Source organism: Achromobacter sp. F4_2707 (assembly GCF_047501535.1).
In the GTDB taxonomy this organism is placed as follows: Bacteria; Pseudomonadota; Gammaproteobacteria; order Burkholderiales; family Burkholderiaceae_B; genus Yanghanlia.
On record NZ_JAZDRJ010000002.1, the window covers coordinates 69,125 to 93,150 of the forward strand.

The following is a 24,026-nucleotide window of genomic DNA, read 5'->3' on the forward strand; positions in this document are numbered from 1 at the left end:
GATGAGCAGTTTCAAGGAAGTTTCCCGGATTGCAGGCGCATTCGTCGGCGTCGTTGTCGGTGCTGGTTTTGCATCCGGCCAGGAAGTCATGCAGTTTTTCACCAGCTTCGGCGTAGCCGGGCTGCTTGGCGCTCTTATCAGCAGCGCCCTATTCATCTTCTTGGGTATGGCCTTGGCCTCCTTGGGGCAGCATCAGGGAGCGACCTCCCACAAAACGGTGGTGCACGCGATCTGCGGGCGTGTGCTGGGCACGTTCGTCGACGCCATGATCACCTTTTTCATGTTTGCCATCACGGTGGTCATGCTGGCCGGTGCGGGCGCACTGCTTGAACAACTGGCAGGGGTGTCTCATGTGTGGGGCAGTGCCGCCGTCACAGTGCTCGCCGTTGCCATCGTCTGCCTGGACATCAGAAAAGTCATCGGCTTCATTGGTTCGATCACGCCGCTGCTTATTCTCTTGGTGATTATTGTTGCCACCGCCGCCGTCATCGGGCGCGATGCGGACCTCGAAACGCTTGAAGCCGCCGCAGCCGCCCAACCGCGCGGTGCGGCCAACTGGCTGATGGCGGCGCTGCTTTACGTGTCCTACAACATTGTGGCGGGCGCGCCGTTTCTCGTCATCATGGGCGGCCAGGCCATGAACAGAAAAACCGCCCTGTGGGGCGGGGTGGTCGGCGGCGTGTTGCTCGGTGCCCTGATGCTGCTGATTGCAGGCGGCATGCTGGCTCAGGTCGAAAAGCTCAGCGGCGTGCCCATGCCCATGCTGCTGATGGCCACGCAACTTTCACCCTTCTTGGGGGTCGTCATGGGGGTGGCGATTTTCGGCATGATTCTCAACACCGCCGTGGGCGTGCTGTATTCATTCTCGGCCCGCATTCTCGAACCCGGCACGGCCCGCTTTCGTTCAGGCACCATCATCGCCGGCTTTCTGGCCTTCCTGGGCAGCATGGCCGGCTTCACCCAATTGGTCGGCACGGTGTACCCGTTCTTCGGCTACCTGGGCTTTATATTGATGGTTTGCACCGTGTTGGGGTGGTTTAGAAGCCTGCGCCGCTAGTGCGGTGAGGCGCTCAGCGCTGGTTTAACGCACCGATATCTTAATTAGCGAGCCAAGTCCAGAGCGCCCATCATTTATCCACCAACAAAACTGTCTTCAGATCAAGGCAATCAGCCTACGTGTTTTCCCCAATAAAAATAATTTTCATAAATGGTGGAAAATGTATTGATATTTTCATAGCCTAAGAAACGAGAAGAACAATATGTCTTCTGCACCGTATCTGGATGCTGATGTCATCAAACGGATAGCGAACATCACCCCGAGCCTCCCAGGCGCACAGCGGAGGCTGGCTCTATATGTATTGGATAACGCTTTCGAAGTTGCATCGAGCTCAATAGAAAGCCTGGCAGAGGCTACAGGTGTTTCCATTGCCACCGCCAACCGGTTCGCAGTCGCACTAGGTTATTCAGGCTACGCTGAGTTTCGTCAGGCTCTCTTCCAGATTTTCAAACCCTCCCTGGAACCCATTGAGAAGCTTCGTCAAAAACTCGACAGGGGCTCGAACCCGGCTGAAGTGGTTCACGAATCAGTCAGCAGCGCAGCCCACGCATTAGAGCAAACCAGCAACCAGATTACGCCGTTGGATGTCGAGCGCGCCATCAGCATCCTGGCCTCCGCCCGCAACGTGTTCTGCTTGGGTCTGGGAACTAGCGGGTATCTAGCCGACATTGCCGCCTTTCGATTCGCGCCGTATTGCCAACATATTCATGCACTAGCCAGTCATGGCGGAGCCGAAATGGCGTTGTATCACCTGCAGAAAATCGACACACAAGATGTTCTTCTGACTATCTCATTCCCCAGATATTCGGCAGATATTTTGCGCATCATGCGCTTCGCGAAAGAGCGCGGCGCAACGAACCTATCAATAACCGATAGACCCAGCTCCCCGTTGATGTCGTTGGCCGACCACACACTGTTCGTCCCTGCGGAACACCAAATCCTGTCGGGCTCTCTAGTGCCTGCACTCGCACTCATCGAAGGAATGACGGCCGCCATGGCCCACCGCAACCCTGAAACGCTAGAAATGGCAGAAGAGCTGACCCGACAACTAGTGCCCTATTTTTATGTGGACAAAGAGACGGCGAGCCGAGATTCGATTGGTCGAACGCCTGTAACGTCCACCCGAAAGTCCAAAAAAAAGGAATAGAAACGGTATGAGTGTGATCCCAGTGTTAGCGATCCATGGCGGAGCCGGAGCGGTCAATCGCGATCGAAGCACGCCCGAGAAAGAGCGTGAGTACGAACAAGCGCTGCAAGACGTTCTGTTAACTGGTCAGAAGGCACTCACCCAAGGTGCCAGCGCCCTGGATGTGGTTGAGCAGGCGGTACGAGACTTGGAAGACTGCCCCTTGTTCAATGCAGGAAAAGGGTCCGTCTACACGAGCGAAGGCACGCACGAGTTGGATGCTTCCATCATGGATGGCAGCACGCTCAAAGCTGGCGCGGTAGCTCAGTTGCGTCATGTACGTAACCCCATCCGTGCGGCCCGCGCCGTCATGGACGCAGGTCAATACGTATTTCTCGCCGGCGCCAGTGCAGACGAGTTCGCGCGTGCATGCGGCTTGGACATGGTAGACCAAGAGTATTTCGGCACGCCCGAGCGCCTTGCTCAACTCCATGAGGTTCAACGGGTAGGCGGCATGCATTTGGTTCTGGACCACGATGCGGCTGACATGATGAGAGACGACCCCATTGTGTCCAGCAACAAGTTCGGTACGGTCGGAGCCGTTGCATGCGATGTCCACGGCAATCTAGCCGCCGCCAACTCCACTGGTGGCATGACCAATAAACGCCCGGGCCGGGTGGGTGACAGCGCTGTAATCGGAGCCGGTTGCTATGCCGACAACGCGACAGCTGCCGTGGCCACCACCGGCACAGGTGAAACCTTTATCCGAGGTGCTGTTGCGTATGACGTCTGCGCCTTAATGCGTTACAGGGGTTTAAGTCTAGAAGACGCCGCGCGGCTTGTCATTATGGACAAACAGCCCACCCTTGGCGGCCTGGGAGGGCTGGTGGCGGTAGATGCCCAAGGCAATGTGACGATGCCCTTCAATACGGCAGGCATGTACCGCGGCAGTATTCATGCAGACGGGCGGCTGCACGTCGCTATTTACCGTTAAAGGAGTTCAGATGAGGATCCGGGATTGCCACTGGCAGCAAATAGAAGAATATCTCAAACAGGATGACAGAGTCGTTCTACCGATCGGAAGTACTGAGCAGCACGCCTATCTGAGTCTATGCGTGGACGCCATCCTGGCGGAGGAGGTTGCAGTGGAGGCTGCCGAACCCCTAGGCGTCCCCGTCTACCCGGCAGTGCCTTTTGGTCTGGCGCCCTATTTTATGGAGTACCCAGGCACGATCTCACTCCGGACCAGAACCTATCTAGACCTGATGACAGACCTGCTCGATAGCCTAGCGACTCACGGATTTCGGCGCATCATGATCGTCAATGGACATGGTGGCAACCAGCCAGCCGCTGCGCTGGCTCAGGAATGGGCCAGCCAGCGCACGGGGTTTCGCATTCAATTTCATAACTGGTGGAACGCTCCGGCCACATGGGCCAAGGTTAAGGAGATAGACCCTGTCGCCTCCCACGCGTCGTGGATGGAAAACTTCCCAATAACGCGCCTGGCCCATGCCCCCACGCCAGAGGGCGCCAAGCCCATGGTGGATCTAAATCGTTTGCGTCAATGGCACCCTCGGGAGCTACGCGAGAAGCTGGGTGATGGGAATTATGGGGGCGCGTACCAAAAGTCTGATACGCAGATGCAGCAACTGTGGGATGTAGCCGTGAATGAAACACGTGAACTCTTAGTAAAAGGCTGGGCATGAAGACTCCCAACAAGCCTTCCCCTTCAATATTAATTTGGGGCGCGGGCGCCATAGGAGGCTGCCTGGGCGCGGCCTTTGTCGCAGAGGGATACGATGTCACGTTTGTGGATCAGGCGCACGATCACGTCCAGGCCATGCAGAAAGAAGGCCTGCGCATTGAAGGCCCCATCGTCACCCGCCGCGTAGCGGTGCGCGCTTTTTCACCGGACGAGCTTTCGGGTCAGTACGACTTGGTTTTTCTTGCGGTCAAAGCTCACCATACCGAGGAGGCATGCCTACAGATTCGTCCGTTTCTTAAGGACGACGGCGCTGTGGTTTCAGCTCAGAATGGTTTGAATGAACTCGTGATTTCGAAACTCTTGGGCCATGAACGCACTATCGGATGCTTTGTCAATTTCGGCGCTGATTATCTTTCCCCCGGCCTCATCCACTATGGAGGTCGTGCAGCGGTCGTAACGGGCGAGCTCGATGGTCGCACAACCGAACGCATTCACCTCGTTCACAACTTGCTGCTGAAATTCGATGACAAAGCAATTCTGACAAACAACATCTGGGGTTATCTGTGGTCCAAGCAGATCTACGGAGCCATGCTTTACGCCACTGCGCTGACGGACGAAGCCATCTGGACATGCCTGGAGAATCCTGAATACCGAGATGTTTTCATTGCCTTGGCACGAGAAATTGCTGAGATCGCCAACCACGAAGGGGTCCGACTGGAAGCGTTCGATGGTTTTGATCCAGACGCATACGCACAATGCGCGGACATCACAGCCGCACACGCCAGCCTCGATGCGCTCGTGGCCCACAATAAACGGTCTGCGAAGACCCATAGCGGCATATGGCGTGATTTAGCAATACGTCACCGTAAGACCGAAGTCGATGCACAATTGGGTGTCATCGTAAAGATCGCTAAACAACATCACATCTCTGCACCTCTCACCTCCAAACTGATCTCATTGATCCATGAGTGCGAAGGCGGCATGCAACGCGATTGGAACAATCTAGCGACATTGCGTAGCGCGATACAGGAAGGCTAACGATGAAAATCAGTTTTGATCAGCGCAACGTCATGGTCACCGGAGCAGCCCAAGGCATTGGCCGTGAAATCGCCACACAAATGGCGAGCGCGGGAGCAACACTCTGGCTGTGCGACATTGATGAAGAAAGGCTTGAAGCCACGCGCCAGCGTTGCTTAGCAGAAGCACCTAATTCCAGCGTCACAACAGCGGTAGTTGACGTGACGAGCCGCGAGGCCGTGGGAGAATTCACCGCGGGTGCAGGTGATATCGACGTTCTTATCCATGTGGCTGGGGGCGTCTGCGGTCAACGAGGTCGCCCCCTGGAAGAAATTTCAGAGAAAGACTGGCGCCAAATTTTTGCAGTTAACAGCGACAGCATGTTTTGGTGTATCCAGGCTGTGACACCGGGCATGAAGCGCATCGGACGCGGACGCATTGTCACGATTAGCAGCATGGCTGGCCTAGGAGTCAGCCTAACCGGTATCCAAGCCTATGCTGCGAGTAAAGCAGCACAAATTTCTCTGACCCGTCAATTAGCGCACGAACTGGGACCGCACGGTATCACCGTCAATAGCGTCGCTCCCGGTTTTGTCCGTTCCAACCCCTCTACAGAAAAGCAATGGGAGGCCTATGGAAAGCCAGGGCAAGATGCTCTCGTGCAAGGCATTGCCTTACGTCGGACGGGGTTGGCAAGCGACATTGCGCCAGCCGTGTTGTTTCTGGCCTCCGATTTCAGTGCCTGGACGACAGGACAAACACTGGTCATCGATGGGGGGAAATAATGAAGCGCGCTTCCATTCCAAGCGGAAGACAAGGTGAGCCGTCATGCTAAGTTTTTTCTTGGTCAGGGCATGGCAAGCCGTGCTGGTCATGCTCCTCATGTCATTGCTAGTGTTCGTTGGTGTCTACGCGATCGGCAACCCTATCGACATACTCATTAACCCTCAGGCTGACCAAGCTTTACGCCAAGCCACCATTGAGCGTTATGGGTTAGACAAGCCATTATGGGAACAATATCTTTACTTTCTTGGTAACGCCGTTCAGGGCGATTTTGGGCTTTCCTTCATCTATAACGTTCCTGCCTTGGGCCTTATCCTGAGCTACCTACCAGCCACTCTGGAGTTGGCCATCGTCGCCATGCTGATGACCATCATCGTTGGTGTGCCGCTAGGGCTGTACGCAGGCTATCGGCCCGATTCAACGTTCACCAAACTCATCATGAGCGGCAGTGTCCTGGCTTTTTCCGTTCCAGGGTTTTGGATGGGTCTAATGCTCATCCTGGTGTTCTCCGTTGAACTAGGCTGGTTCTCCTCCGGCGGCCGCGGCGAAACAGTCACCATTTTGGGCACGCAATGGTCGGTCTTCACGCTGGATGGCTGGTATCACATCCTACTACCCGCATTGAATCTTGCGCTGTTTCGCCTTGCGTTAATCGTCCGTCTCACCCGAGCGGGGGTGCGCGAAGCGATCCTCTCGGACTACGTCAAATTCGCACGCGCCAAGGGAGTACCGCCGCTGCGCATCCTGACGCACCACGTGATGCGCAACATACTCATCCCGCTCACGACAGTACTCGGCATGGAGTTCGGTGCCATGGTGGCGTTCTCCGTAGTGACAGAAACCATTTTCTCATGGCCTGGCGCGGGAAAACTGGTCATAGACTCTATCCGGACGCTCGATCAACCCGTCGTGGTCTCCTACCTCCTCCTTGTCGCAGCCATGTTCGTAGTCATTAACTTCGTTGTCGATGTGATGTATTCCTTCCTTGATCCACGCATCCGTCTGGGGAGCCGCCGATGAACGTAACCACACATCGGGCGCCAGCCGCGAGGGACAGTTACTTGCGCCAGATATGGCAAAGCTATCGAAAGAACTGGGTCGCCTGTGTAGCGCTCGCCGTTCTCCTAACGGCAGTCTTTATGTCTGTTTTCGCCGCCTGGGTCACGCCGCAGAACCCGTTTGATCAGTCGATTCTCGACCTGATGGATTCTCGCCTCGAACCCGGCGAGGTCGGCTCTGGCGGGTATGTCCATATACTTGGCACGGACGCTGACGGCCGTGACCTCTACAGTGCCATCGTTTATGGCATGCGCCTGAGTCTTTTTATTGGCCTCACCAGCGGGCTGCTTGCCCTAGTCGTAGGCTCACTAATCGGCTTACTGGCTGGCTACTTCGGTGGGCGCACAGAAGCCACGTTGATGCGCGTCGTCGACCTGCAGCTCTCATTTCCACCTCTGATGCTCGCCTTGATACTGGTTGCAGTGCTTGGTCAAGGTCAATTTCAGGTTATTGCCGCGCTAGTGGCCGCTCAGTACGCGTATTTTGCCCGCACCGTTCATGGAGTCACGCTCGCTGAGCGGCAAAAAGAGTATATCGAAGCCGCTGCTGCCGTTCCGCTGCCTACGCGGAAGATCATGTTCGGCCATCTCTTGCCTAACGTGACGCCGCCTTTGATTGTGGTGGCCACTGTGCAGATCGCAAGCTCCATCGTCCTAGAGGCTACGCTCTCTTTCCTAGGCGTTGGCCTGCCAGTGACTGAGCCCTCTTTAGGGGGCTTGATCTACAACGGCTTTGAATACATGCAGAGTGGACGTTATTGGATGAGCATCTACCCCGGCATCACTCTTGTGATACTGATGCTAGCCATCAATCTTGTCGGCGACCAACTGCGCGATGTACTAAATCCGAGGTTGAACAAATGAATCCAATCCATCACCAACATGAGTCACAAGTCCTGCGAGTTGAGGGCCTACGAACACATTTCGATAGTGAGCACGGATGCATCAAAGCGGTAAATGGTGTGGACTTCACGCTACATCGTGGCGAGATTCTGGGTCTGGTGGGTGAGTCCGGCTCTGGTAAGAGCGTGACGGGCTTCTCAATTATGGGTCTGATCGACCCACCCGGGCGGATCGCAGAAGGCAGCATCCAGTTGTCTGGCGACGAACTAGTTGGGATGAAAGAGCCGGAACTGCGCAAATTACGCGGGGTGCGCATGGCCATGATCTTCCAAGATCCGATGATGACCTTGAATCCTGTGATGCGTGTCGCCGATCAAATGATTGAAGCTATCACAGTACATGAAAAAGTATCTCGCAAGGAAGCGCTGACCCGGGCGCGTGCGGCATTGGTCAAGGCTGGTATTCCAGCTCCAGACGAGAGGCTGCGTGCGTACCCCCATGAATTATCGGGAGGCATGCGACAACGCGTTGCCATCGCGACCGCAATCCTTCATCGACCTGACGTGATCATCGCCGATGAGCCCACCACCGCCCTAGACGTCACCATCCAAGGTCAGATATTGGCGGAAGTCCAGCGTCTTGCTCGCGAAGAAGGGGTAGCAATGATTTGGATTACACACGACCTGTCGGTGGTAGCAGGCCTGGCTGACAGGATTTGTGTCATGTATGCCGGGAAAATTGTTGAAACTGGCACAACCGACCAAGTGCTAGATCACCCGGCACACCCCTACACCGTTGGGCTGATCCGTTCCTTGCCGGGGCAAGGAGAGCGCGGTGAACCACTCGCCCAGATCCCCGGCATGACTCCGTCGCTTTTGAACCTAGACGATGGCTGTGCGTTCCGTGGCCGCTGCTTCAAGGCAACGCCAGAATGCGCGGACACGCCGCCGCTTTATCGGTGGCCAAACGGGCAGCAGGTGCTCTGTTTGCATCCAGAACGGCAGCCTGCTGAAACCATGGAGGTCGCATGAACCTTGTTTCCCTGGACTCCCTAACGAAGGTTTTCACTCTACCAATGGGAATGGAAGCGCGCCTGGCGCGTTTGATGGGCGCTAAAGTTCAGGCTCCCCAGGTACATGCCGTCAATGGCATCAGCCTAGATATTGCGCGAGGAGAAGTACTGGGTCTCGTCGGCGAATCTGGTTGTGGCAAGTCCACTCTGGCTCGCCTCACGGCAGGCATCCATGCCCCAACATCTGGCACCGTCAGGTACCGGGGAAAACCCGTTGCAGTGCAACGAGGTAATCGGGAAGTCAAGCAGATCACCGAAGTACAAATGATTTTCCAGGACCCCTATGCGTCACTGAACCCTCGCCACAGGATATCAAGAATCATCGGACAGGGGCCTTTGTTCCACGGCTTAGTTTCACGCGAAAACTTGGACGATTATGTGTGCGAAATGATGGAAAGTGCGGGTCTTGACCCGTCATATCGATTTCGTTACCCCCATCAGTTCTCTGGCGGACAACGACAGCGCATCGGTATCGCACGCGCCTTGGCAATGAAACCAGAATTCATTGTGTGTGACGAAGCCGTCGCTGCATTGGATGTATCCATACAGGCGCAGGTGCTCAACCTCTTTATGGAATTGCGGGAACGCTTGCAACTGACTTACCTGTTTGTTAGCCACGACCTAAGTGTCGTGAAGCACCTTAGCGACAGGGTCGCCATCATGTATCTGGGCAAGATCGTGGAAGTTGCCCCTGTCGACGCGATTTATTTAGAAGCCAATCATCCTTACACCCGGGCATTACTCGGCAATATGCTGACGCTGCAATCTCGGCGCAAGACCTTCGTTCCAATTAAAGGCGAAATCCCTTCGCCGCTTCAGCCGCCAAGCGGATGCAAGTTCCATCCGCGATGCCCCCATGCCATGACACGTTGTGCTGAGGAAGAGCCAACGTTGAAGGAGATCGCCCCCAGGCACTTCTCCGCTTGCCACTTGAACGGCTGACCCTGCACAGGCAGCTTATCTTTCCAAAGGAGTACGACAATGATACCCATCAAAACCAAAGCATTAATAGGCGCCGTCACCATGGCTTTATCCATGTTGTCAGGGGCGGCACAAGCCGAGGAACTCAGGATCGGCGTTCGGGCAGGCCCTGAAGCCATGGACCCGCATTACATGGCACTGGGCAACCAGATTGCGGCGGTAAAAAATATTTATGAAGCCTTGGTGGCCTTTGATGAAAATCTTCAGATCAAGCCTGGTCTGGCCGAAAGCTGGAAACCGGTTGACGATAACACCTGGGAGTTCCAGCTTCGTCAAGGCGTCAAGTTTCATGATGGCTCACCCTTGACCGCAGAAGACGTCAAGTTCTCCCTTGAGCGTGTACCAGGTGCTGCTGGCCCGGATGGCGGCTTAATCATCAACACCCGTAATATCAGCGAAGTCGAAGTCACTGGCCCGCACACCATCCACATCACAACCAGCGTGCCAAACCCTGCGTTACCACAGGATCTCGCTCGGGTGGGCATTGTTCCAAAATCCATCGGCAACGCATCGGTCGAAGACTTCAACAACGGTAAAGCAGCCATAGGCACCGGCCCCTTCAAACTGGTTTCTTTTACCGCCCGCGAAGGTTTCGAACTTCAGCGTAACGCCGACTACTGGGGCGGAGAAGTACCTTGGGAAAAAGTCAATTTCATTGAAATTTCCAATGATGCAGCCCGAGTCGCCGCACTGCAGTCTAATCGGGTAGACGTTGTCAACTACGTGCCCTTCGGAGATGTCGAGCGCCTGCGTAACAGCAAGGATACTCAAGAAATCCAAGGGGAATCCATCTACGTTTTCTTGCTGTACCCTGATCATCGCCCCCAAAGCGACTTGGTCACCGATAAAAATGGCAATCCGCTGCCTAGCAACCCCCTGGCAGACCGTCGCGTGCGCGAGGCCCTTTCCTTGGCCATCAATCGCAAAGCGATCGTAGAGCGTGCCCTCGAAGGGTTTGCCAAGCCTGCCAATCAGTTGATCGATGACAAGTTCTTCGGTGCCATCCCCAACCCCAAGGAACTGGCCTACGACCCGGACCGCGCACGAGAACTTCTGGCCGAAGCGGGTTACCCAGATGGCTTCAAGCTGCCCTTGCATTGCACCAATGATCGTTTACCAGGCGACGGCGCCACATGCCGCGCGCTGGGCCAAATGTTCTCCCGCATCGGCATTGACACCAGCGTAAACGCCATATCACGGACAGTATTCGTTCCTGCCCGCACTCGCGGTGACTACGTACTCACCATGGCAGGATGGGGATCAGTCAGTGGCGAAGCGGGATACACCATGTCTTCGATTGCCCACACGAACGATAGTAGTAAAGGGTTGGGAGCCTTTAACGTATCCCATGTCTCTAACCCGAAAAGCGACGAACTGATCGCCAAGGCAATGCGCACCCTGGATGACGCAGAGCGCCGCAAATTGTTCGAGGAATCCATGGCTACAGTTCTGGAGGACTTTGCAATCATCCCTGTCCTTCAACTCTCATCAGTCTGGGGCGTTAAAGCTGACAAGGTCACATTCACGCCTCGCGTCGACGAAGAAACGTTGCCTTATTTCATGCAACCTGTGAAATAAGCCAAATTGATCGCCTTGCTGCCCCCTAAGTGGCAAGGCGATTCTCGGAATTCCTTTCTTGTAGCGGCTAAACACCCGCCAGCGCTTCCCGCCGCTTGATTGTGCGCACAATGGCGTTCAACGCCACCCCATACATGGGCACAAAGAACAGCAGGCTCACCCCCAGTTTGATGACGTAATCCACCAGGGCGATTTCCCCCCAGTTAGCGGCCATGAAGGGGTTGCTGCTGCGCCAGAACGCAATGCTGAAAAAGGCCAAGGTGTCCAGCGCCTGCCCGAATATCGATGCAACCGCAGGCGCAATCCACCACTGCGCATAATTGCGACGCATGCGGTCAAACACCTGCACATCCAATAATTGCCCCAATACATACGCAGCAAAACTGGCAAAAGCGATGCGAAACACAAAGGTATTGAATTCGCTCAGGGCGCCCAAGCCGTTGAAACTGCCTTCCTGGAACAGCACCGACACCACATAGGATGCCAGCAACGCGGGAATCATCGCACGAGTAATCACGCGCCGCGCCTCGGCCTTGCCGATCAAGCGCACGGTAAGGTCAGTCGCCAGAAAAATGAAGGGAAAACTAAACGCGCCCCAGGTGCTGTGAAAGCCAAACAGATCGATGGGAATCTGCACCAGGTAGTTGCTGGCAATGATGATGAAGATATGGAACGCAACCAGCAGCGCAAGATAAAACGGCACCCGCGACTGCGGGACAGAAACAGGAGTCATGACAACCTTTTTGATGGATGGGGTTAGGGAACCCATGGAAACCAGCGGGACATTATACGGTGGGAATGGGGTCTGTCCCGGTTTAAGGTTGTTGTAAGGAATGGGCACGAAAAAAAGGCCCAAACCGAAGCTTGAGCCTTTTTTGAAATTCTGGAGCGGGAAACCGGTCTCGAACCGGCGACCTCAACCTTGGCAAGGTTGCGCTCTACCAACTGAGCTATTCCCGCTTTGCTTGAACCGCCTAGTGCGTATCCAAGTCCATAACTATAACACAAAATTTTTATTGTGCAAGCAGATTGGTTGAAAACATAAGGGGTCTGTCCCGGTTTCAGGTACTTGTAAGCTTACAGCTCGCTGAAACCGGGACAGACCCCAATTTTCGCTGCTTTGCGAGGGCGGCCGGCTCTGAGTGGCTTGGCTCGGCGGCGGTGGGTGGCTTCGATGGCTTTCCTGAATTTCGCGCTGCCAACGACATAATTGCCGCCTGTTGCTTGCCGAATTTCACGCACGATGTCGGCATTCAATTCATCGCGGAAGAGGTCGCAATAAGCGCCCGTGCCTTGCATTCGGCGCGAGTGTGAACGCAAACGCATCAGAACCTCATGCGGCTCAACAAGCGTGCATTCCTTCATCTGCGCATTGGCGCGATAGCTCGACCAGAGATAATCGGCCGGATGCTTCACCATGCCCGCCCGCACCGGATTCAGTTCGATATAACGCATGCAAGCCAGCAGGTAATCTTCAGCATCGACCACGCAAGAACGGAATCGGCCTTCCCACAACGTACCCGTACGCTTGTAGACCCGGTTGAAATACTGTGAGTACCGCTGGCTCAACGCCTTCATCATTGCTGACGGCGCTGTCTTGGTATCCGCACTCACCAGTAGATGCACGTGGTTGGTCATCAACGCATAGGCATGAATGCGGCAGCCCGTTTGCTCCGCATATTCGCCCAACCACTTGAGATAACAGCGGTAGTCCATCAACGTGTGGAAACAAGCTTGCCGATTATTCCCCCGCTGCGTGATGTGCAGCGGCACATTCGGCAATACCAAACGCGTACCCCGAGGCATGTCCACCCTCCTTGAACGGCAGACAATCCAGCGTAGCAAATAATGCAGTTTTCGCTACCCCGGGTGGGACACTTCCCTCACACCTGACAAACACCTTAAACCGGGACAGACCCCTTTTCAGCATCCGCAAAGTGCAACACGGTGTGTGGGTAGGGGATTTCGATGCCGGCGGCGTCGAAGCGTTGTTTCACGAGGCGGTTGAAGGCGCGTTGGATCATCCACTGGTTGCCCGGGGTGGTTTTGATCAGCACGCGCACGCTGAAGCCGCGTTCGTTCAAGGCGGTGACGCCGGGGATGTCGATGTCGGACAGCACTTCCTTGGCCAGCGCGGAGTCTTGCATAAGGTCGTCGAAGGCCAAGCGCAGCTGGGCCATGGCCTGATCCACGTCTTCGCGGTGCGCGATGTTGTACTCGGCGTAGTGGTAGCCGAAGTCGCGGGTGTGGTTGCTGACGGTATCAATGGCGGAAAAGGGAATCAGGTGGTAGCCACCGTCCAGCGTGCGAATCACGACCGAACGCACAGTGATTTTTTCCACCGTGCCAAAACGCCCCGCCACTTCCACGGTGTCGTTCTGGTTCAGGCCGTTTTCAAGCTGGATGAAGACGCCGGTAATGACGTCCTGCACCAGTTTCTGGGCCCCAAAACCAATGGCCAGGCCCACGACACCAGCCCCTGCGATCAGCGGCCCGATGTCAATGCCGATCTGCGACAGCACCACCAGCACCGTCATAGTCACGATGACGATTGCCGCGGCATTACGGAACAGCATCAGCAGGGTTTTCTCGCGCTCGCTGGCCCGGCGCACATCGCTGGCGCCCACGCGATGTTCAATCATGCTGGCCAGCACTGTCCAGACCAGCGCTGCGGTCGCCAACACAATGCTCACCCGCACGACCAGGGCCACCGTGGCGCTGCCCTGCTCAGAGCCCAACCATCCGGCCATGTCGAAGACCCGCCAGGCATCCAGCACCAGTAGGGAAACCACGATGACCAGAATCAGGCGGATGCCTCGCAGAGCAGGCGTCTTGTAACTGTTGACTCGCCGCTCCAGAAAAGGGAAATTGCGATTCCAGTGTTCCGGCAGATTGATATGCCGCCACTCCAGGCGCAACAACGCCGCGGTCAGCAACAGGCCCGCCACAATCACGAGGACCGATTGCGCCGTCGCCGACATCATGAAGGCCAGCGCCGCGGCCTGTTCAGCCTGGCTGGCCACCAGCAGCACGGTGAGATACGCAAACGCCAGCCAGTGCCAGGTACGCGCCAAAGCCCGCAGCAAAGTGCCAAACAGCGAAACGTCAGTGGCTTCCGCCCGCCGCAGCAAACCCGTCCGTACCGTTGCCTTCTGGCTCCACACTACGCGCAGCGCGGTAATGTAGACGCCCAGCATGATGACCAGCCCGATCAACCGTCCCACAGAAGGCGCCAGCACAGCCTGTCCCAGCGGCACCACCACCAGCAGGCAGTACCCCGTGAGAGCGATGAGCAGGGAAATCCAGCGATTCCAGTAAGTGGCCGTTTCCGGCTGCAAATTCAGCAAGCGCAGGTGATCGTAACGCGTGGCAAAGACCGCTCTCGACAGGGCCTTCACCACTTCGATCAGCACAAAGGCGGTCAGGAACTGGAAAGCGAACGTGCCGCTGGCACGAGAATGATCCGCCAGCGCCGCCGTCACGACATAACCAGCCAGCACCGCCAATAACGTGGCACCGACATCCACCACCAAAGCCAGCATGACACCCAGCAACTTGCGACTGAGTGTCAGGCGTAATCGACGATGGTGGGGAAAGTGCGGTGGTGGCGGGGAAACCGAAGGCGAGGCATCGCCCGACAGCCCCCCATCGGCCTGCCGCGCGCGCTCCGCCTCGTGAACAGGCTGGCGTTCGATCCAGCGATTCAAGCGGCCGAACAACTGGCCCGCAATGGCCCGCAACACAGCGTAGGCAAGCAAGGTGGCCGCAATCACCAGGGCCAGCACGCGCAAAGCCGGCATCCAGGAAGCCAGCTTGCCTTCTGTCACCCCGCTGCTGGAACCGATGCGCGAGAATGCGTGCACGGTCTGATCAATATCGCTGCCCAACTGGGCCGTCAAATCCTGCAGCGCGCCGCCCACTCGCTGCGACAGCACGGCAATCCCCGAAGCGGGCGGCTCAACCGGCGCTGCGTCGGCCGCCTGCGTCTCGGCCTGGGCTTGCGCCAGAACCCGCAACTGCTCGACAAGCCTGTCGCGCGCAGCCGGGTCTTCCAGGGTGTCGGCCAGGGCAGAATAAGAAACGCCATCCGTTGCCGCTGAGGCTTCAGGGCCTGATGGCGCCACTGCCTCGCCGCTGACCGACTGCGCCACAGAAGGCGACGCCAGCACCAGCGCAAGCAGCATGGAAAAGAGAATCATTACCAGAACCCGGGACAATGCGCCCCGGCTAAGGTGTTTGCAAGCCGGCAAGGTCATCACGCGGCGCTCTCCCTTGGTTTTGTTCAATGGAATCGAAAAAGCACGTTCCAACAGGAAACGTGCTTTCATCCAAATAGGGTAACACGGGGCGAACGCACAATATTTACAAGCTAAGCAAAGATATCTTCCAGGTTCTGGGCATCAAGAACCCGCAGCGTCCAGCGTTTCAGATCGGCGTCGCTGGCGTGCGTCAGACGGGCGCTGGCCCAGTCTGGTAGCGGGCCGAACTTATGGGTGATCTGGGTCGCCACGCTGGCAACCGCGCCTTCATGCCGCGCATAATCCAACATATCTTCAGCATCCACCAGACCTTGCTCGCGGCGTTCAACCAACAGGCGGAACTCTTCGTCGGAATACATGTGCTTCAGGTGTTCCAACGCCTCTTTGACGGGGGGATGGGAAATTGTGCTCATGGCAACCTCGTCTCGATTGTGCAGCAGACAAGTAATCCAGGCGCGTAGTGGCTCGTGAACAGTGCGCAGCCGCTCGGCCTTCCGTAGCTCGATTATATGCAGTTGCAGGGCTTCGCCCAACTGTATGTCCGGGCGCGCGTCGTCCCGCAATGTGAAGCGCCTGCCTGCAATTGCCCCGCCAGGTTGCGGGCCAGCCCATACACACTTCGTTCTGGCCAATGCCGGAAACGCCCTAACTGCATTTCAATTCCCACGCGGCGACCTTCGGTGTCTTCGGCCAGAATGTCGAGCACGATCTCTTTGCCCGTCAGGTCCGAAGGCAGAATGCTGGGGTTCAGAATGCGCCGCACCACAAGAGGAGGAAAATCGTGCCGTACTGCATTGATCAGATCACTCAGCAAAGCCAGCTGCTTGCTGAACAGCGTCTTGAAAACCACATCATTGCATAGCGACAGCTGACCAGGCCGCGGATCGCACTTGATCGCCCCAACGGGTCGCGCGGGTGGTGCTGGATGATTCTGGTTCATGAAGGTACCCCGATATAGTCATACCGAGCTACCTAATGTATAAAAACCGCCGTTCTACAAGAACCACCCCAACCAACAATCATCCATGAGGGAAAACACCCGCCAGCCGCTACAATCCCTCCATCCCAACCCCATTCCCAGCACGTCATGATTCTCGTCACAGGCGGCACCGGTTTTATCGGCAGCCACACTACCGTTACCCTGCAACAAGCCGGGCACGATGTATTGATTCTGGATAACCTCTGCAACAGCCGCCCCGAAGTGGTGGACGCCATTGCGGCTATCACCGGCACCCGGCCAGGCTTCGTGGAAGGCGATATTCGCGATGCGGCGCTGCTGGATCGCCTGTTTGCAGAGCACCCCATCCAGGCCGTCATGCACTTTGCGGGTTTAAAAGCCGTAGGGGAATCCACACAAATTCCGCTGGCCTATTACGACAACAACATCCACGGCAGCGTCACTCTGCTGCAAGCCATGCAGAAGGCAGGGGTGCGCACCTTCATTTTCTCGTCTTCCGCCACCGTCTACGGCGACCCGCAAAAACTGCCCCTGACGGAAGACCACCCGCGCTCGGCCACCAACCCTTATGGGCATACCAAACTGGTGGTTGAAGACATTCTGGAGAACCTCTACCACAGCGAATCGGGCTGGCGCATCGCGCGCCTGCGCTACTTCAACCCGGCGGGCGCGCATCCCAGCGGGCTGATTGGCGAATCGCCCCAAGGCGTTCCCAACAACCTGATGCCGTTCGTCGCGCAAGTCGCCACCGGGCAACGCCCGCGGCTGAATGTCTTCGGCAACGATTACGACACCCCAGACGGCACAGGGGTGCGCGACTACATACATGTCATGGATCTGGCCGAAGGCCATAAAGCGGCCCTGGACTATTGCCAGTCGCTTCCGCAAGCACTGCTCACCACGAACCTGGGCACTGGAAAAGGCTATTCGGTGCTTGAAATGATTCAGGCTTACGCGCAGACCAGCGGCCAGGACATTCCGTATCAGATCACCGCCCGCCGCCCCGGCGACATCGCCGCCTGTTGGGCCGACGTCACCCACGCCACACAAACTCTGGGGTGGACGGCCAGGTTGGGGCTGGAAGACATGTGCAGAGATGCCTGGCGGTGGGATCAGCAGCCGTAAAGAACTCCGGCCCCTCGGCGCCGTGTTGATATTGCCTCGCTTGACGGAAAGCGCCGGGTGAAATCAACGCTAATGGCAGAAACTTGATCCGTAGTTAGTCATTGACTAAAATAAATTCATTGACTAACGGAGGCAGATCATGGCAACGACAATGACCATCCGGAACATAGACGAGCAGCTCAAAAAACGCTTGCGTGTGCAGGCTGCGATGCATGGCCGCTCGATGGAAGAAGAAGCACGGGACATCCTTCGTTCGGCGCTTTCCGCACAACCCGGGCAAGGCCAATCGCTCGTCGAAGCGATCCGGTCGCGTATCCGTCCGTTGGGCGGCGTTGAGCTTGAGCTGGCCCCCCGAGAAGCGATCCGTACTGCGCCGGATTTTGACGCATGATCATCCTGGACACCAACGTACTATCCGAGATTCTGCGCCCGGTGCCGGATGAGCATGTCATATCCTGGCTGGCAGCGCAGCCGCGCACCACACTGTTCACCACTACGGTGACACGGGCGGAATTACTCTACGGCGCACAATTGCTGCCTGAAGGGCCGCGCAAAACCGCTCTGCTTGCCGCAATCCGGCAGATTTTTACGCATGACCTTAGCGGACAAGTCTTGGGATTCGACAACGAAGCCGCTGATCACTATGCCGAACTTGCCGCAGAACGTAAAAACAGTGGTAAGCCTATCAGCCAGTTCGACGCCATGATCGCAGCCATCACCCAGTCTCGCGGCGCACGGCTTGCTACACGCAACGTCAAGGATTTTGTGGACTGCCGCCTTGAGATCATTGACCCCTGGAGCGTGACGCTTTAACCCCGGTATAAGCAAGTAGCGCTTGCAAGACGGGGATTACCGGGCCGTTACGGTGGCTCGAAGTTCAGGCAAACACTTCAGCGTCCGCCAGGCGGATGCCGGTTTTATCCTTTGCGGAAAGCACCGGCTCACCCCTCAACGGCCAATCAATGCCAATGTCCGCATCGTCCCAGGCAATAATGCGCTCGTGCTCGGGGGCGTAGTAATCGTTGACCTTGTATAAACATTCAGCTACGTCGCTCAACACCACAAAACCATGGGCAAAGCCTTCCGGCACCCAAAGCTGATGCCTGTTCTGAGCACTTAAACGCGTGCCCACCCATTGGCCAAATGTCGGGCTGCTTTTGCGGATATCCACCGCCACATCGAAGATCTCGCCCTGCACCACCCGCACCAGCTTGCCTTGCGATTGCCGAATTTGGTAGTGCAGCCCCCGAAGCACATTCTTCACCGAACGCGAATGGTTATCCTGAACAAAGGAAATGCGCCGGCCGATCAACGCATCGAACTGGCGCTGACTATAGCTTTCGAAGAAAAACCCGCGCTCATCGCCCACAATTTCCGGTTGAATCAGCAAAACGTCTGGAATGGCTAGCGGTGTAATTTTCATGGAGGTGACTTCAGAACAGGGGCTGCGGGCTGCCCGGTTACAGCAACGGGCTTTGCCGCGGACAGCCAGATAATAAAGCCCGTAGAAGAAATTTTCCGGTGGCTGCTGATACGGGCGATAGTCGCGCACAGGATGAGCTGACACATCCGCCAGCAAAGCCGCAGAAAACCTGGCTGTCATTGTAAAGTTCCACCTGGGGTAGCATCCTTACTATATTGACTGCTCTGTTTTGCAACACACTGCGGCTGCGGTCAACAAACCCATTTGCTAACATGTCTGAACAGCCATGACTCACCCCGCCACCGCCTGGTATGTCGTTCACACCAAGCCTCGCCAAGAAGCGATCGCGCTGGAGCACTTGCGGCGGCAAGATTTTGAAGCCTACCTGCCGCTTTTCAAAGTCTTCAAAAAGTCTCGCCGGGCCGGCCGGCCCGCACACACCGCGCACGAACCCATGTTCCCCCGCTACCTGTTCCTGCGCCCCACCCGGCCCCAACAATCGCTATCCACCGTGCGTTCCACCATCGGCGTCAGCCGCTTAGTCATGTTCGGCCTGCAACCCGCCACCCTGGCCGACGAAGCCGTACAGGCCATCCGGCAAGCAGAAGCCCAGCGCGAAAACGCCGAACTGGCCGACATCGCCCCCTTCAAACCCGGCATGACCGTCGAAATACAGGCGTCTCCGTTAGCGGGCATTCAAGCCCTGGTGCAGGCGGTATCAAAAGACCGCGTCACCCTGCTGCTGCACATGCTGGGCCGCCCGCAATCCGTGCAAGTGGATATTGGGCAGGTGCAGCCCCTGTAGCCGCAGAACGGTCTGCTCGATACCAGCAAACAACGCCCCAAAGTTGCTCTAACAGCCAGTCGTATATACAATAAAAAGCTCTAGCTTAGGTATATCGATAACAATGAAGCTCCGCATCAACGGTCGCATAAAAGCCAAGCTTTCCGAAAAGAACCCTCCGATTACTGAGGAGGATATCGCCCAGTGCTTTGCAAACAGAACAGGCAAATTCTTGGTTGACGATAGAGAAGAGAACCTTACAAATCCGCTTACACGCTGGTTCATCTCTGAAACCGACTATGGGTTGCGCCTGAAAATTTGCTTCGTCCCTTATGCCACAGGGTTAGATATTAAAACGGCTTATACGCCGAACGACGAAGAAATTCGTATATACAAGAAGTATGGAGAAAACAATGACGAGGCCTAAGATCAAGAGTACTGCTGAAAACTGGGAAAACCGCCTATTGGGCGCAGACGAAGCTCACGTGCGGGTCGATGATGAAGACTTGGAAAGCCTGATCAACGAGTCGCTCAGCTTGAAAGCAATTTCAATTCGCCTGGAAGAGTCGCTGATCAGTGACTTCAAGATGATCGCAAAACATCACGGGATGTCGTACCAACCCCTTATGCGGCAAGTGTTACGTCGCTTCGCAGACGCCGAAACACGACGCATTTTGCGAAAATACATCGCAGCAGAGAAAGAAAACACGTCGGAAAAAGTAGCGTAATCGCGCTGCCGTCCAACCTATTACACTAGGCAGGCGCTTCGGGACTGCATTTCAGGCGATATCGCAAACCCTTAACGAGTTCAGATTTGCTCAATATGCACCTCGACGGCGGTGTCCTTCAGTGCCAGTCTCTGACGGGCAATGGCTACTAAGTTCCGCTCTGCCAGCCCATTCACACCTTATTTGTTGTAATCTGCAATTACATCATTTATGATGTATCTCACGATTACAACATATTTGACGTAAACGAATCACACCCTATACCCAATACCCCGCCATTTGCGGTCCACTCATCCTAACTTGTTGCAGGGCATGGCCATGAAACCGGTCCCCTTATTGAAAGTCGAACAACTTTCACAGCTCATCCGCGCTCTTAGAGAAGAAAAAGGGTGGAGCCAGGCCATGCTCGCTCGTGAGCTGAACACGACTCAGCAAGCGGTTTCCCGCATGGAAAAGGACGCTTCCGGGCTCGCTTTCGCAAGAGTGTATGAAGTGCTGTCCGTCCTGGATACTCAGTTGGCTGTTGAACCTCGCCGCCCCTTCGAAGATTCCATTGAGGCCTGGTAATGAACGTCCTTGATATTTGGATGAACGGTATATTCGGCGACACTGACGACTTCCGCTTCTCGCTAGCCGGCGCACAAGAGAAAACCGCACTGCTATGGCATGAAGGCGCTTGGCACATACCTCTCGGAGCAACTCAGCTGCACATGCGAAACGTCAAAATGGCCATGGCTTTGCGCACTAAAAATGCTCATTACCGTATGCACGAAATTTACCGAAGGCATTGGTTCGCTGTGGGCAAACGAATATCGGGCAGGTGCAGCCGTTATAACCACTATGCATAGTGCTTCCACGTAAATCCGCACTATTGCCTCACCACCACAGACGTAGTAATGTACCTACAACGCGTACCACTACATGGAGTGAGATATGACCATCACTACCTTATCCAGTCGCGAACTGAACCAGGATGTGACGCGCGCAAAGAAGGCAACCAAAAATGGCCCGGTGTTCATCACAGATCGCGGCAAGCCCGCGCATGTGCTGCTAAGTTTCGAAGACTATCAACAACTGATAAAACAGCGGCGCAACATTGCCGATGCCTTGGCGATGCCGGAAGGCGTTGACATCGAATTTGAACCTCCTCGCCTGGACATTGACACCCAGCCCGCCGATCTCTCATGATGTACGTCCTCGATACCAACGTACTGTCTGAGTTGCGCAAAGTACGCTCGGGCAAAGCTCATGCTAATGTTGCCGCGTGGGCCGAAAGCGTTGACGCCTCCCACCTCTTCGTCTCGGTCATCACCATTCTTGAACTCGAACTTGGCGTGCTTTCAATCGAGCGCAAAGATCCCGCACAGGGGGCTGCGTTACGCGCATGGCTTGACCTGCAGGTGCTACCGGAATTTTCTGAGCGGACTCTGGTTATAGATACCTCAGTCGCACAACGCTGCGCCCGGCTGCATGTTCCCGACAAACGCGCCGAACGCGACGCGCTCATTGCCGCTACAGCGCTGGTACATGGAATGTCGGTGGTGACACGCAATGTGGCGGATTTTCAGGCGACCGGGGTTCCGCTCATCAATCCGTGGGAACCGCTCGCACAGCACCTTGCGTAACTGGCGGGCACCGCCACCCACTGCGACGGATACTCACCGCGATGCTCGGGAGTCGCCTTTTTCATGCTCGCTCACCGCTCCACGCAGCCTCACTTCAGTGGGGCTATTCTTTGGGCGTCAGGCGTGAGCAGCTTCCTGAATAGCCCCGGCAACCCACTGATTGAGGCTTTCTCCGCTGGCCGCAGCGGCGACCGCAGCGGCTTGGTGAATGTCGGGGCTGACGCGCAGCACAAACTTTCCGGAGAAGGTCTTGCGAGGCTCGATACCACGCTTAGCGCATTCGTCCATGAAAGCGGCGAGGGAGATTTCGCCTTCACGATGCAGCCCGGCCACATCGGATGCGTAGAAGTCCGCGCCACCGTTCAGGCCGATGAATTCGCCCCGGAACATTTCGATGTCCGGGTCATAGCTAATGACAGCTTTGTGGCCGCCGATCATCATCACATTCTTCATGGTTTCACTCCGTTTTCTTCAAGCCAGCGGCGCACTGAAGCGACGGCGCCCTTATCCATGTCGGGAGAAGGGTGCGGGCGGTGCATGACCTTGACCTGATCGAACAAAAACACAGCTACCCGGGAGCCTTCTCGCTCGGTAATCTCGGCACCCAGCTCCACAAATAGCGCAACCGCGTCATTCCATTTGACGCCCGCCGGCGTGGGCCGGGAGAAGATCAGTTCGAGCGTCTTGCGGTGCTTGGCTTTCATCATTCCAATGATACTGGAACGTAGTATCAAGAGCAAGCAAACCATTTCCTCATCTTCCGCTTCTGCGGGCCTTTTTTTCTGTCCGCCCTTGCTGCGCTGTGGCTCATAAGGAGCAACCCTATTGCCAATCTCACCCGCAAACGCTGGGGTGGACGGCCAAGCTAGGCCTAGAAGACATGTGCCAAGACGCCTGGCGGTGGGATCAGAAGCTGTCAGCCTAGTACAGCAAGCCGGGCCAGCAACCCGCCACCCTGGCCGACGAAGCCGTACAAGCCATCCGGCAAGCAGAGGCCCAGCGCGAAAACGCCGAACTGGCCGACATCGCCCCCTTCAAACCCGGCATGACCGTCGAAATACAGGCGTCTCCGTTAGCGGGCATTCAAGCCCTGGTGCAGGCGGTATCAAAAGACCGCGTCACCCTGCTGCTGCACATGCTGGGCCGCCCGCAATCCGTGCAAGTGGATATTGGGCAGGTGCAGCCGTTGTAGCCGCAGAACGGTCTGCTCGATACCAGCAAACAACGCCCCAAAGTTGCTCTAACAGCCAGTCGTATATACAATAAAAAGCTCTGGCTTAGGTATATCGATAACAATGAAGCTCCGCATCAACGGTCGCATAAAAGCCAAGCTTTCCGAAAAGAACCCTCCGATTACTGAGGAGGATATCGCCCAGTGCTTTGCAAACAGAACAGGCAAATTCTTGGTTGACGATAGAGAAGAGAACCTTACAAACCCGCTTACACGCTGGTTCATCTCTGAAACCGACTATGGGTTGCGCCTGAAAATTTGCTTCGTCCCTTATGCCACAGGGTTAGATATTAAAACGGCTTATACGCCGAACGACGAAGAAATTCGTATATACAAGAAGTATGGAGAAAACAATGACGAGGCCTAAGATCAAGAGTACTGCTGAAAACTGGGAAAACCGCCTATTGGGCGCAGACGAAGCCCACGTGCGGGTCGATGATGAAGACTTGGAAAGCCTGATCAACGAGTCGCTCAGCTTGAAAGCAATTTCAATTCGCCTGGAAGAGTCACTGATTAGCGACTTCAAGATGATCGCAAAACATCACGGGATGTCGTACCAACCCCTTATGCGGCAAGTGTTACGTCGCTTCGCAGACGCCGAAACACGACGCATTTTGCGAAAATACATCGCAGCAGAGAAAGAAAACACGTCGGAGAAAGTAGCGTAATTACG

General features: G+C 56.0%; 31 protein-coding genes and 1 tRNA gene. 23 read left to right on the plus strand and 9 right to left on the minus strand.

The genetic code is table 11. The features are described from left to right. Position 1 precedes the first annotated feature (1 nt). The 11 genes from VRY85_RS02285 (at position 2) to VRY85_RS02335 (ending at position 11,220) form a co-directional block, all read left to right on the plus strand. Positions 2-1,057: a hypothetical protein gene (locus tag VRY85_RS02285; RefSeq protein ID WP_414596985.1), complete on the plus strand. Its 1,056-nt coding sequence runs from the start codon at positions 2-4 to the stop codon at positions 1,055-1,057. Positions 1,058-1,259: 202 nt separating this feature from the next. Then, positions 1,260-2,204 (plus strand): MurR/RpiR family transcriptional regulator, encoded by a 945-nt coding sequence (locus VRY85_RS02290; RefSeq protein ID WP_414596986.1) that lies wholly within the window; start codon positions 1,260-1,262, stop codon positions 2,202-2,204. A gap of 7 nt (positions 2,205-2,211) precedes the next feature. Next, complete coding sequence (locus tag VRY85_RS02295; RefSeq protein ID WP_414596987.1) at positions 2,212-3,177, plus strand: isoaspartyl peptidase/L-asparaginase family protein; 966 nt, start codon at positions 2,212-2,214, stop codon at positions 3,175-3,177. Positions 3,178-3,187: 10 nt separating this feature from the next. Beyond that, the gene (locus tag VRY85_RS02300; protein WP_414596988.1) at positions 3,188-3,889 is read left to right on the plus strand and encodes a creatininase family protein; all 702 of its coding nucleotides are present in this window, start codon (positions 3,188-3,190) and stop codon (positions 3,887-3,889) included. Next, positions 3,886-4,926 (plus strand): ketopantoate reductase family protein, encoded by a 1,041-nt coding sequence (locus VRY85_RS02305; RefSeq protein WP_414596989.1) that lies wholly within the window; start codon positions 3,886-3,888, stop codon positions 4,924-4,926. The genes VRY85_RS02300 and VRY85_RS02305 overlap by 4 nt, the downstream gene beginning before the upstream one ends. Positions 4,927-4,928: 2 nt before the next feature. After that, positions 4,929-5,690: an SDR family NAD(P)-dependent oxidoreductase gene (locus tag VRY85_RS02310; RefSeq protein ID WP_414596990.1), complete on the plus strand. Its 762-nt coding sequence runs from the start codon at positions 4,929-4,931 to the stop codon at positions 5,688-5,690. Between the two features lie 43 nt (positions 5,691-5,733). Further along, complete coding sequence (locus VRY85_RS02315) at positions 5,734-6,708, plus strand: ABC transporter permease (RefSeq protein WP_414596991.1); 975 nt, start codon at positions 5,734-5,736, stop codon at positions 6,706-6,708. After that, a complete protein-coding gene (locus VRY85_RS02320; protein ID WP_414596992.1) occupies positions 6,705-7,610 on the plus strand; it encodes an ABC transporter permease in 906 nt (301 codons plus the stop codon). The genes VRY85_RS02315 and VRY85_RS02320 overlap by 4 nt, the downstream gene beginning before the upstream one ends. Beyond that, a complete protein-coding gene (locus VRY85_RS02325; protein WP_414596993.1) occupies positions 7,607-8,620 on the plus strand; it encodes an ABC transporter ATP-binding protein in 1,014 nt (337 codons plus the stop codon). The genes VRY85_RS02320 and VRY85_RS02325 overlap by 4 nt, the downstream gene beginning before the upstream one ends. Next, complete coding sequence (locus VRY85_RS02330; protein WP_414596994.1) at positions 8,617-9,603, plus strand: ABC transporter ATP-binding protein; 987 nt, start codon at positions 8,617-8,619, stop codon at positions 9,601-9,603. The genes VRY85_RS02325 and VRY85_RS02330 overlap by 4 nt, the downstream gene beginning before the upstream one ends. 39 nt (positions 9,604-9,642) lie before the next feature. After that, complete coding sequence (locus VRY85_RS02335; RefSeq protein WP_414596995.1) at positions 9,643-11,220, plus strand: ABC transporter substrate-binding protein; 1,578 nt, start codon at positions 9,643-9,645, stop codon at positions 11,218-11,220. Between the two features lie 67 nt (positions 11,221-11,287). Here the strand turns inward: VRY85_RS02335 and VRY85_RS02340 are convergent, their stop codons facing one another. The 6 genes from VRY85_RS02340 to VRY85_RS02365 all read right to left on the minus strand — a co-directional run bounded on the left by VRY85_RS02340 (position 11,288) and on the right by VRY85_RS02365 (position 16,419). Continuing rightward, positions 11,288-11,953, minus strand: a complete 666-nt coding sequence (locus tag VRY85_RS02340; RefSeq protein WP_414596996.1) for a 7-cyano-7-deazaguanine/7-aminomethyl-7-deazaguanine transporter — start codon at positions 11,951-11,953, stop codon at positions 11,288-11,290. Positions 11,954-12,104: 151 nt separating this feature from the next. Continuing rightward, positions 12,105-12,180: transfer RNA gene (locus tag VRY85_RS02345), tRNA-Gly, on the minus strand. Positions 12,181-12,297: 117 nt separating this feature from the next. Beyond that, entirely contained in the window at positions 12,298-13,026 is a 729-nt protein-coding gene (locus VRY85_RS02350; RefSeq protein ID WP_414596997.1) for a transposase, read from the minus strand. A 95-nt stretch (positions 13,027-13,121) separates the two neighbouring features. Next, positions 13,122-15,548, minus strand: coding sequence for a mechanosensitive ion channel domain-containing protein (locus VRY85_RS02355; RefSeq protein WP_414596998.1), 2,427 nt, complete (start codon positions 15,546-15,548; stop codon positions 13,122-13,124). 41 nt (positions 15,549-15,589) lie between these two features. Further along, a complete protein-coding gene (locus VRY85_RS02360) occupies positions 15,590-15,892 on the minus strand; it encodes a hypothetical protein (protein WP_414596999.1) in 303 nt (100 codons plus the stop codon). Between the two features lie 92 nt (positions 15,893-15,984). Next, on the minus strand, positions 15,985-16,419 hold the full coding sequence (locus VRY85_RS02365; protein ID WP_414597000.1) for a PD-(D/E)XK nuclease family transposase: 435 nt from the start codon (positions 16,417-16,419) through the stop codon (positions 15,985-15,987). A 147-nt stretch (positions 16,420-16,566) separates the two neighbouring features. Between VRY85_RS02365 and galE the strand changes: the two genes are divergently transcribed. The 3 genes from galE (at position 16,567) to VRY85_RS02380 (ending at position 18,375) form a co-directional block, all read left to right on the plus strand. Further along, positions 16,567-17,562 carry a UDP-glucose 4-epimerase GalE gene (galE, locus tag VRY85_RS02370; RefSeq protein WP_414597001.1) on the plus strand — a complete coding sequence of 332 codons (996 nt, stop codon included), beginning with the start codon at positions 16,567-16,569 and terminating at the stop codon, positions 17,560-17,562. A gap of 139 nt (positions 17,563-17,701) precedes the next feature. Then, positions 17,702-17,953, plus strand: coding sequence for a FitA-like ribbon-helix-helix domain-containing protein (locus VRY85_RS02375; protein ID WP_414597002.1), 252 nt, complete (start codon positions 17,702-17,704; stop codon positions 17,951-17,953). Beyond that, a complete protein-coding gene (locus VRY85_RS02380; protein ID WP_414597003.1) occupies positions 17,950-18,375 on the plus strand; it encodes a type II toxin-antitoxin system VapC family toxin in 426 nt (141 codons plus the stop codon). Before VRY85_RS02375 ends, VRY85_RS02380 begins: the two co-directional genes overlap by 4 nt. A gap of 64 nt (positions 18,376-18,439) precedes the next feature. On the opposite strand, the gene rfbC is transcribed toward VRY85_RS02380, so the two are convergent. Then, complete coding sequence (gene rfbC, locus VRY85_RS02385) at positions 18,440-18,985, minus strand: dTDP-4-dehydrorhamnose 3,5-epimerase (protein ID WP_414597244.1); 546 nt, start codon at positions 18,983-18,985, stop codon at positions 18,440-18,442. Between the two features lie 286 nt (positions 18,986-19,271). Between rfbC and nusG (VRY85_RS02390) the strand changes: the two genes are divergently transcribed. From nusG (VRY85_RS02390) to VRY85_RS02415, 6 genes are all read left to right on the plus strand, one after another. Beyond that, positions 19,272-19,790: a transcription termination/antitermination protein NusG gene (gene nusG, locus VRY85_RS02390; RefSeq protein WP_414597004.1), complete on the plus strand. Its 519-nt coding sequence runs from the start codon at positions 19,272-19,274 to the stop codon at positions 19,788-19,790. 103 nt (positions 19,791-19,893) lie between these two features. Next, entirely contained in the window at positions 19,894-20,196 is a 303-nt protein-coding gene (locus tag VRY85_RS02395) for an ADP-ribosyl-(dinitrogen reductase) hydrolase (RefSeq protein WP_414597005.1), read from the plus strand. Next, entirely contained in the window at positions 20,183-20,497 is a 315-nt protein-coding gene (locus tag VRY85_RS02400; RefSeq protein ID WP_414597006.1) for a CopG family antitoxin, read from the plus strand. The genes VRY85_RS02395 and VRY85_RS02400 overlap by 14 nt, the downstream gene beginning before the upstream one ends. Before the next feature lie 318 nt (positions 20,498-20,815). Then, complete coding sequence (locus VRY85_RS02405) at positions 20,816-21,064, plus strand: helix-turn-helix domain-containing protein (RefSeq protein ID WP_414597007.1); 249 nt, start codon at positions 20,816-20,818, stop codon at positions 21,062-21,064. A gap of 366 nt (positions 21,065-21,430) precedes the next feature. Beyond that, the gene (locus VRY85_RS02410; RefSeq protein WP_414597008.1) at positions 21,431-21,685 is read left to right on the plus strand and encodes a type II toxin-antitoxin system Phd/YefM family antitoxin; all 255 of its coding nucleotides are present in this window, start codon (positions 21,431-21,433) and stop codon (positions 21,683-21,685) included. After that, positions 21,682-22,122 carry a type II toxin-antitoxin system VapC family toxin gene (locus tag VRY85_RS02415; RefSeq protein ID WP_414597009.1) on the plus strand — a complete coding sequence of 147 codons (441 nt, stop codon included), beginning with the start codon at positions 21,682-21,684 and terminating at the stop codon, positions 22,120-22,122. The genes VRY85_RS02410 and VRY85_RS02415 overlap by 4 nt, the downstream gene beginning before the upstream one ends. Before the next feature lie 117 nt (positions 22,123-22,239). Here VRY85_RS02415 and VRY85_RS02420 read toward each other — a convergent pair whose 3' ends face one another. Together VRY85_RS02420 and VRY85_RS02425 are read right to left on the minus strand one after the other, a co-directional pair. Then, entirely contained in the window at positions 22,240-22,575 is a 336-nt protein-coding gene (locus tag VRY85_RS02420) for a type II toxin-antitoxin system HicB family antitoxin (RefSeq protein ID WP_414597010.1), read from the minus strand. Further along, complete coding sequence (locus VRY85_RS02425; protein WP_414597011.1) at positions 22,572-22,829, minus strand: type II toxin-antitoxin system HicA family toxin; 258 nt, start codon at positions 22,827-22,829, stop codon at positions 22,572-22,574. The genes VRY85_RS02420 and VRY85_RS02425 overlap by 4 nt, the downstream gene beginning before the upstream one ends. A gap of 338 nt (positions 22,830-23,167) precedes the next feature. On the opposite strand from VRY85_RS02425, the gene nusG (VRY85_RS02430) reads away from it, so the two are divergent. The 3 genes from nusG (VRY85_RS02430) (at position 23,168) to VRY85_RS02440 (ending at position 24,021) form a co-directional block, all read left to right on the plus strand. After that, complete coding sequence (gene nusG / locus VRY85_RS02430; protein WP_414597012.1) at positions 23,168-23,314, plus strand: transcription termination/antitermination protein NusG; 147 nt, start codon at positions 23,168-23,170, stop codon at positions 23,312-23,314. A 103-nt stretch (positions 23,315-23,417) separates the two neighbouring features. Further along, the gene (locus VRY85_RS02435; protein ID WP_414597005.1) at positions 23,418-23,720 is read left to right on the plus strand and encodes an ADP-ribosyl-(dinitrogen reductase) hydrolase; all 303 of its coding nucleotides are present in this window, start codon (positions 23,418-23,420) and stop codon (positions 23,718-23,720) included. Then, positions 23,707-24,021 carry a CopG family antitoxin gene (locus VRY85_RS02440; RefSeq protein WP_414597006.1) on the plus strand — a complete coding sequence of 105 codons (315 nt, stop codon included), beginning with the start codon at positions 23,707-23,709 and terminating at the stop codon, positions 24,019-24,021. The genes VRY85_RS02435 and VRY85_RS02440 overlap by 14 nt, the downstream gene beginning before the upstream one ends. Positions 24,022-24,026: the final 5 nt, after the last annotated feature.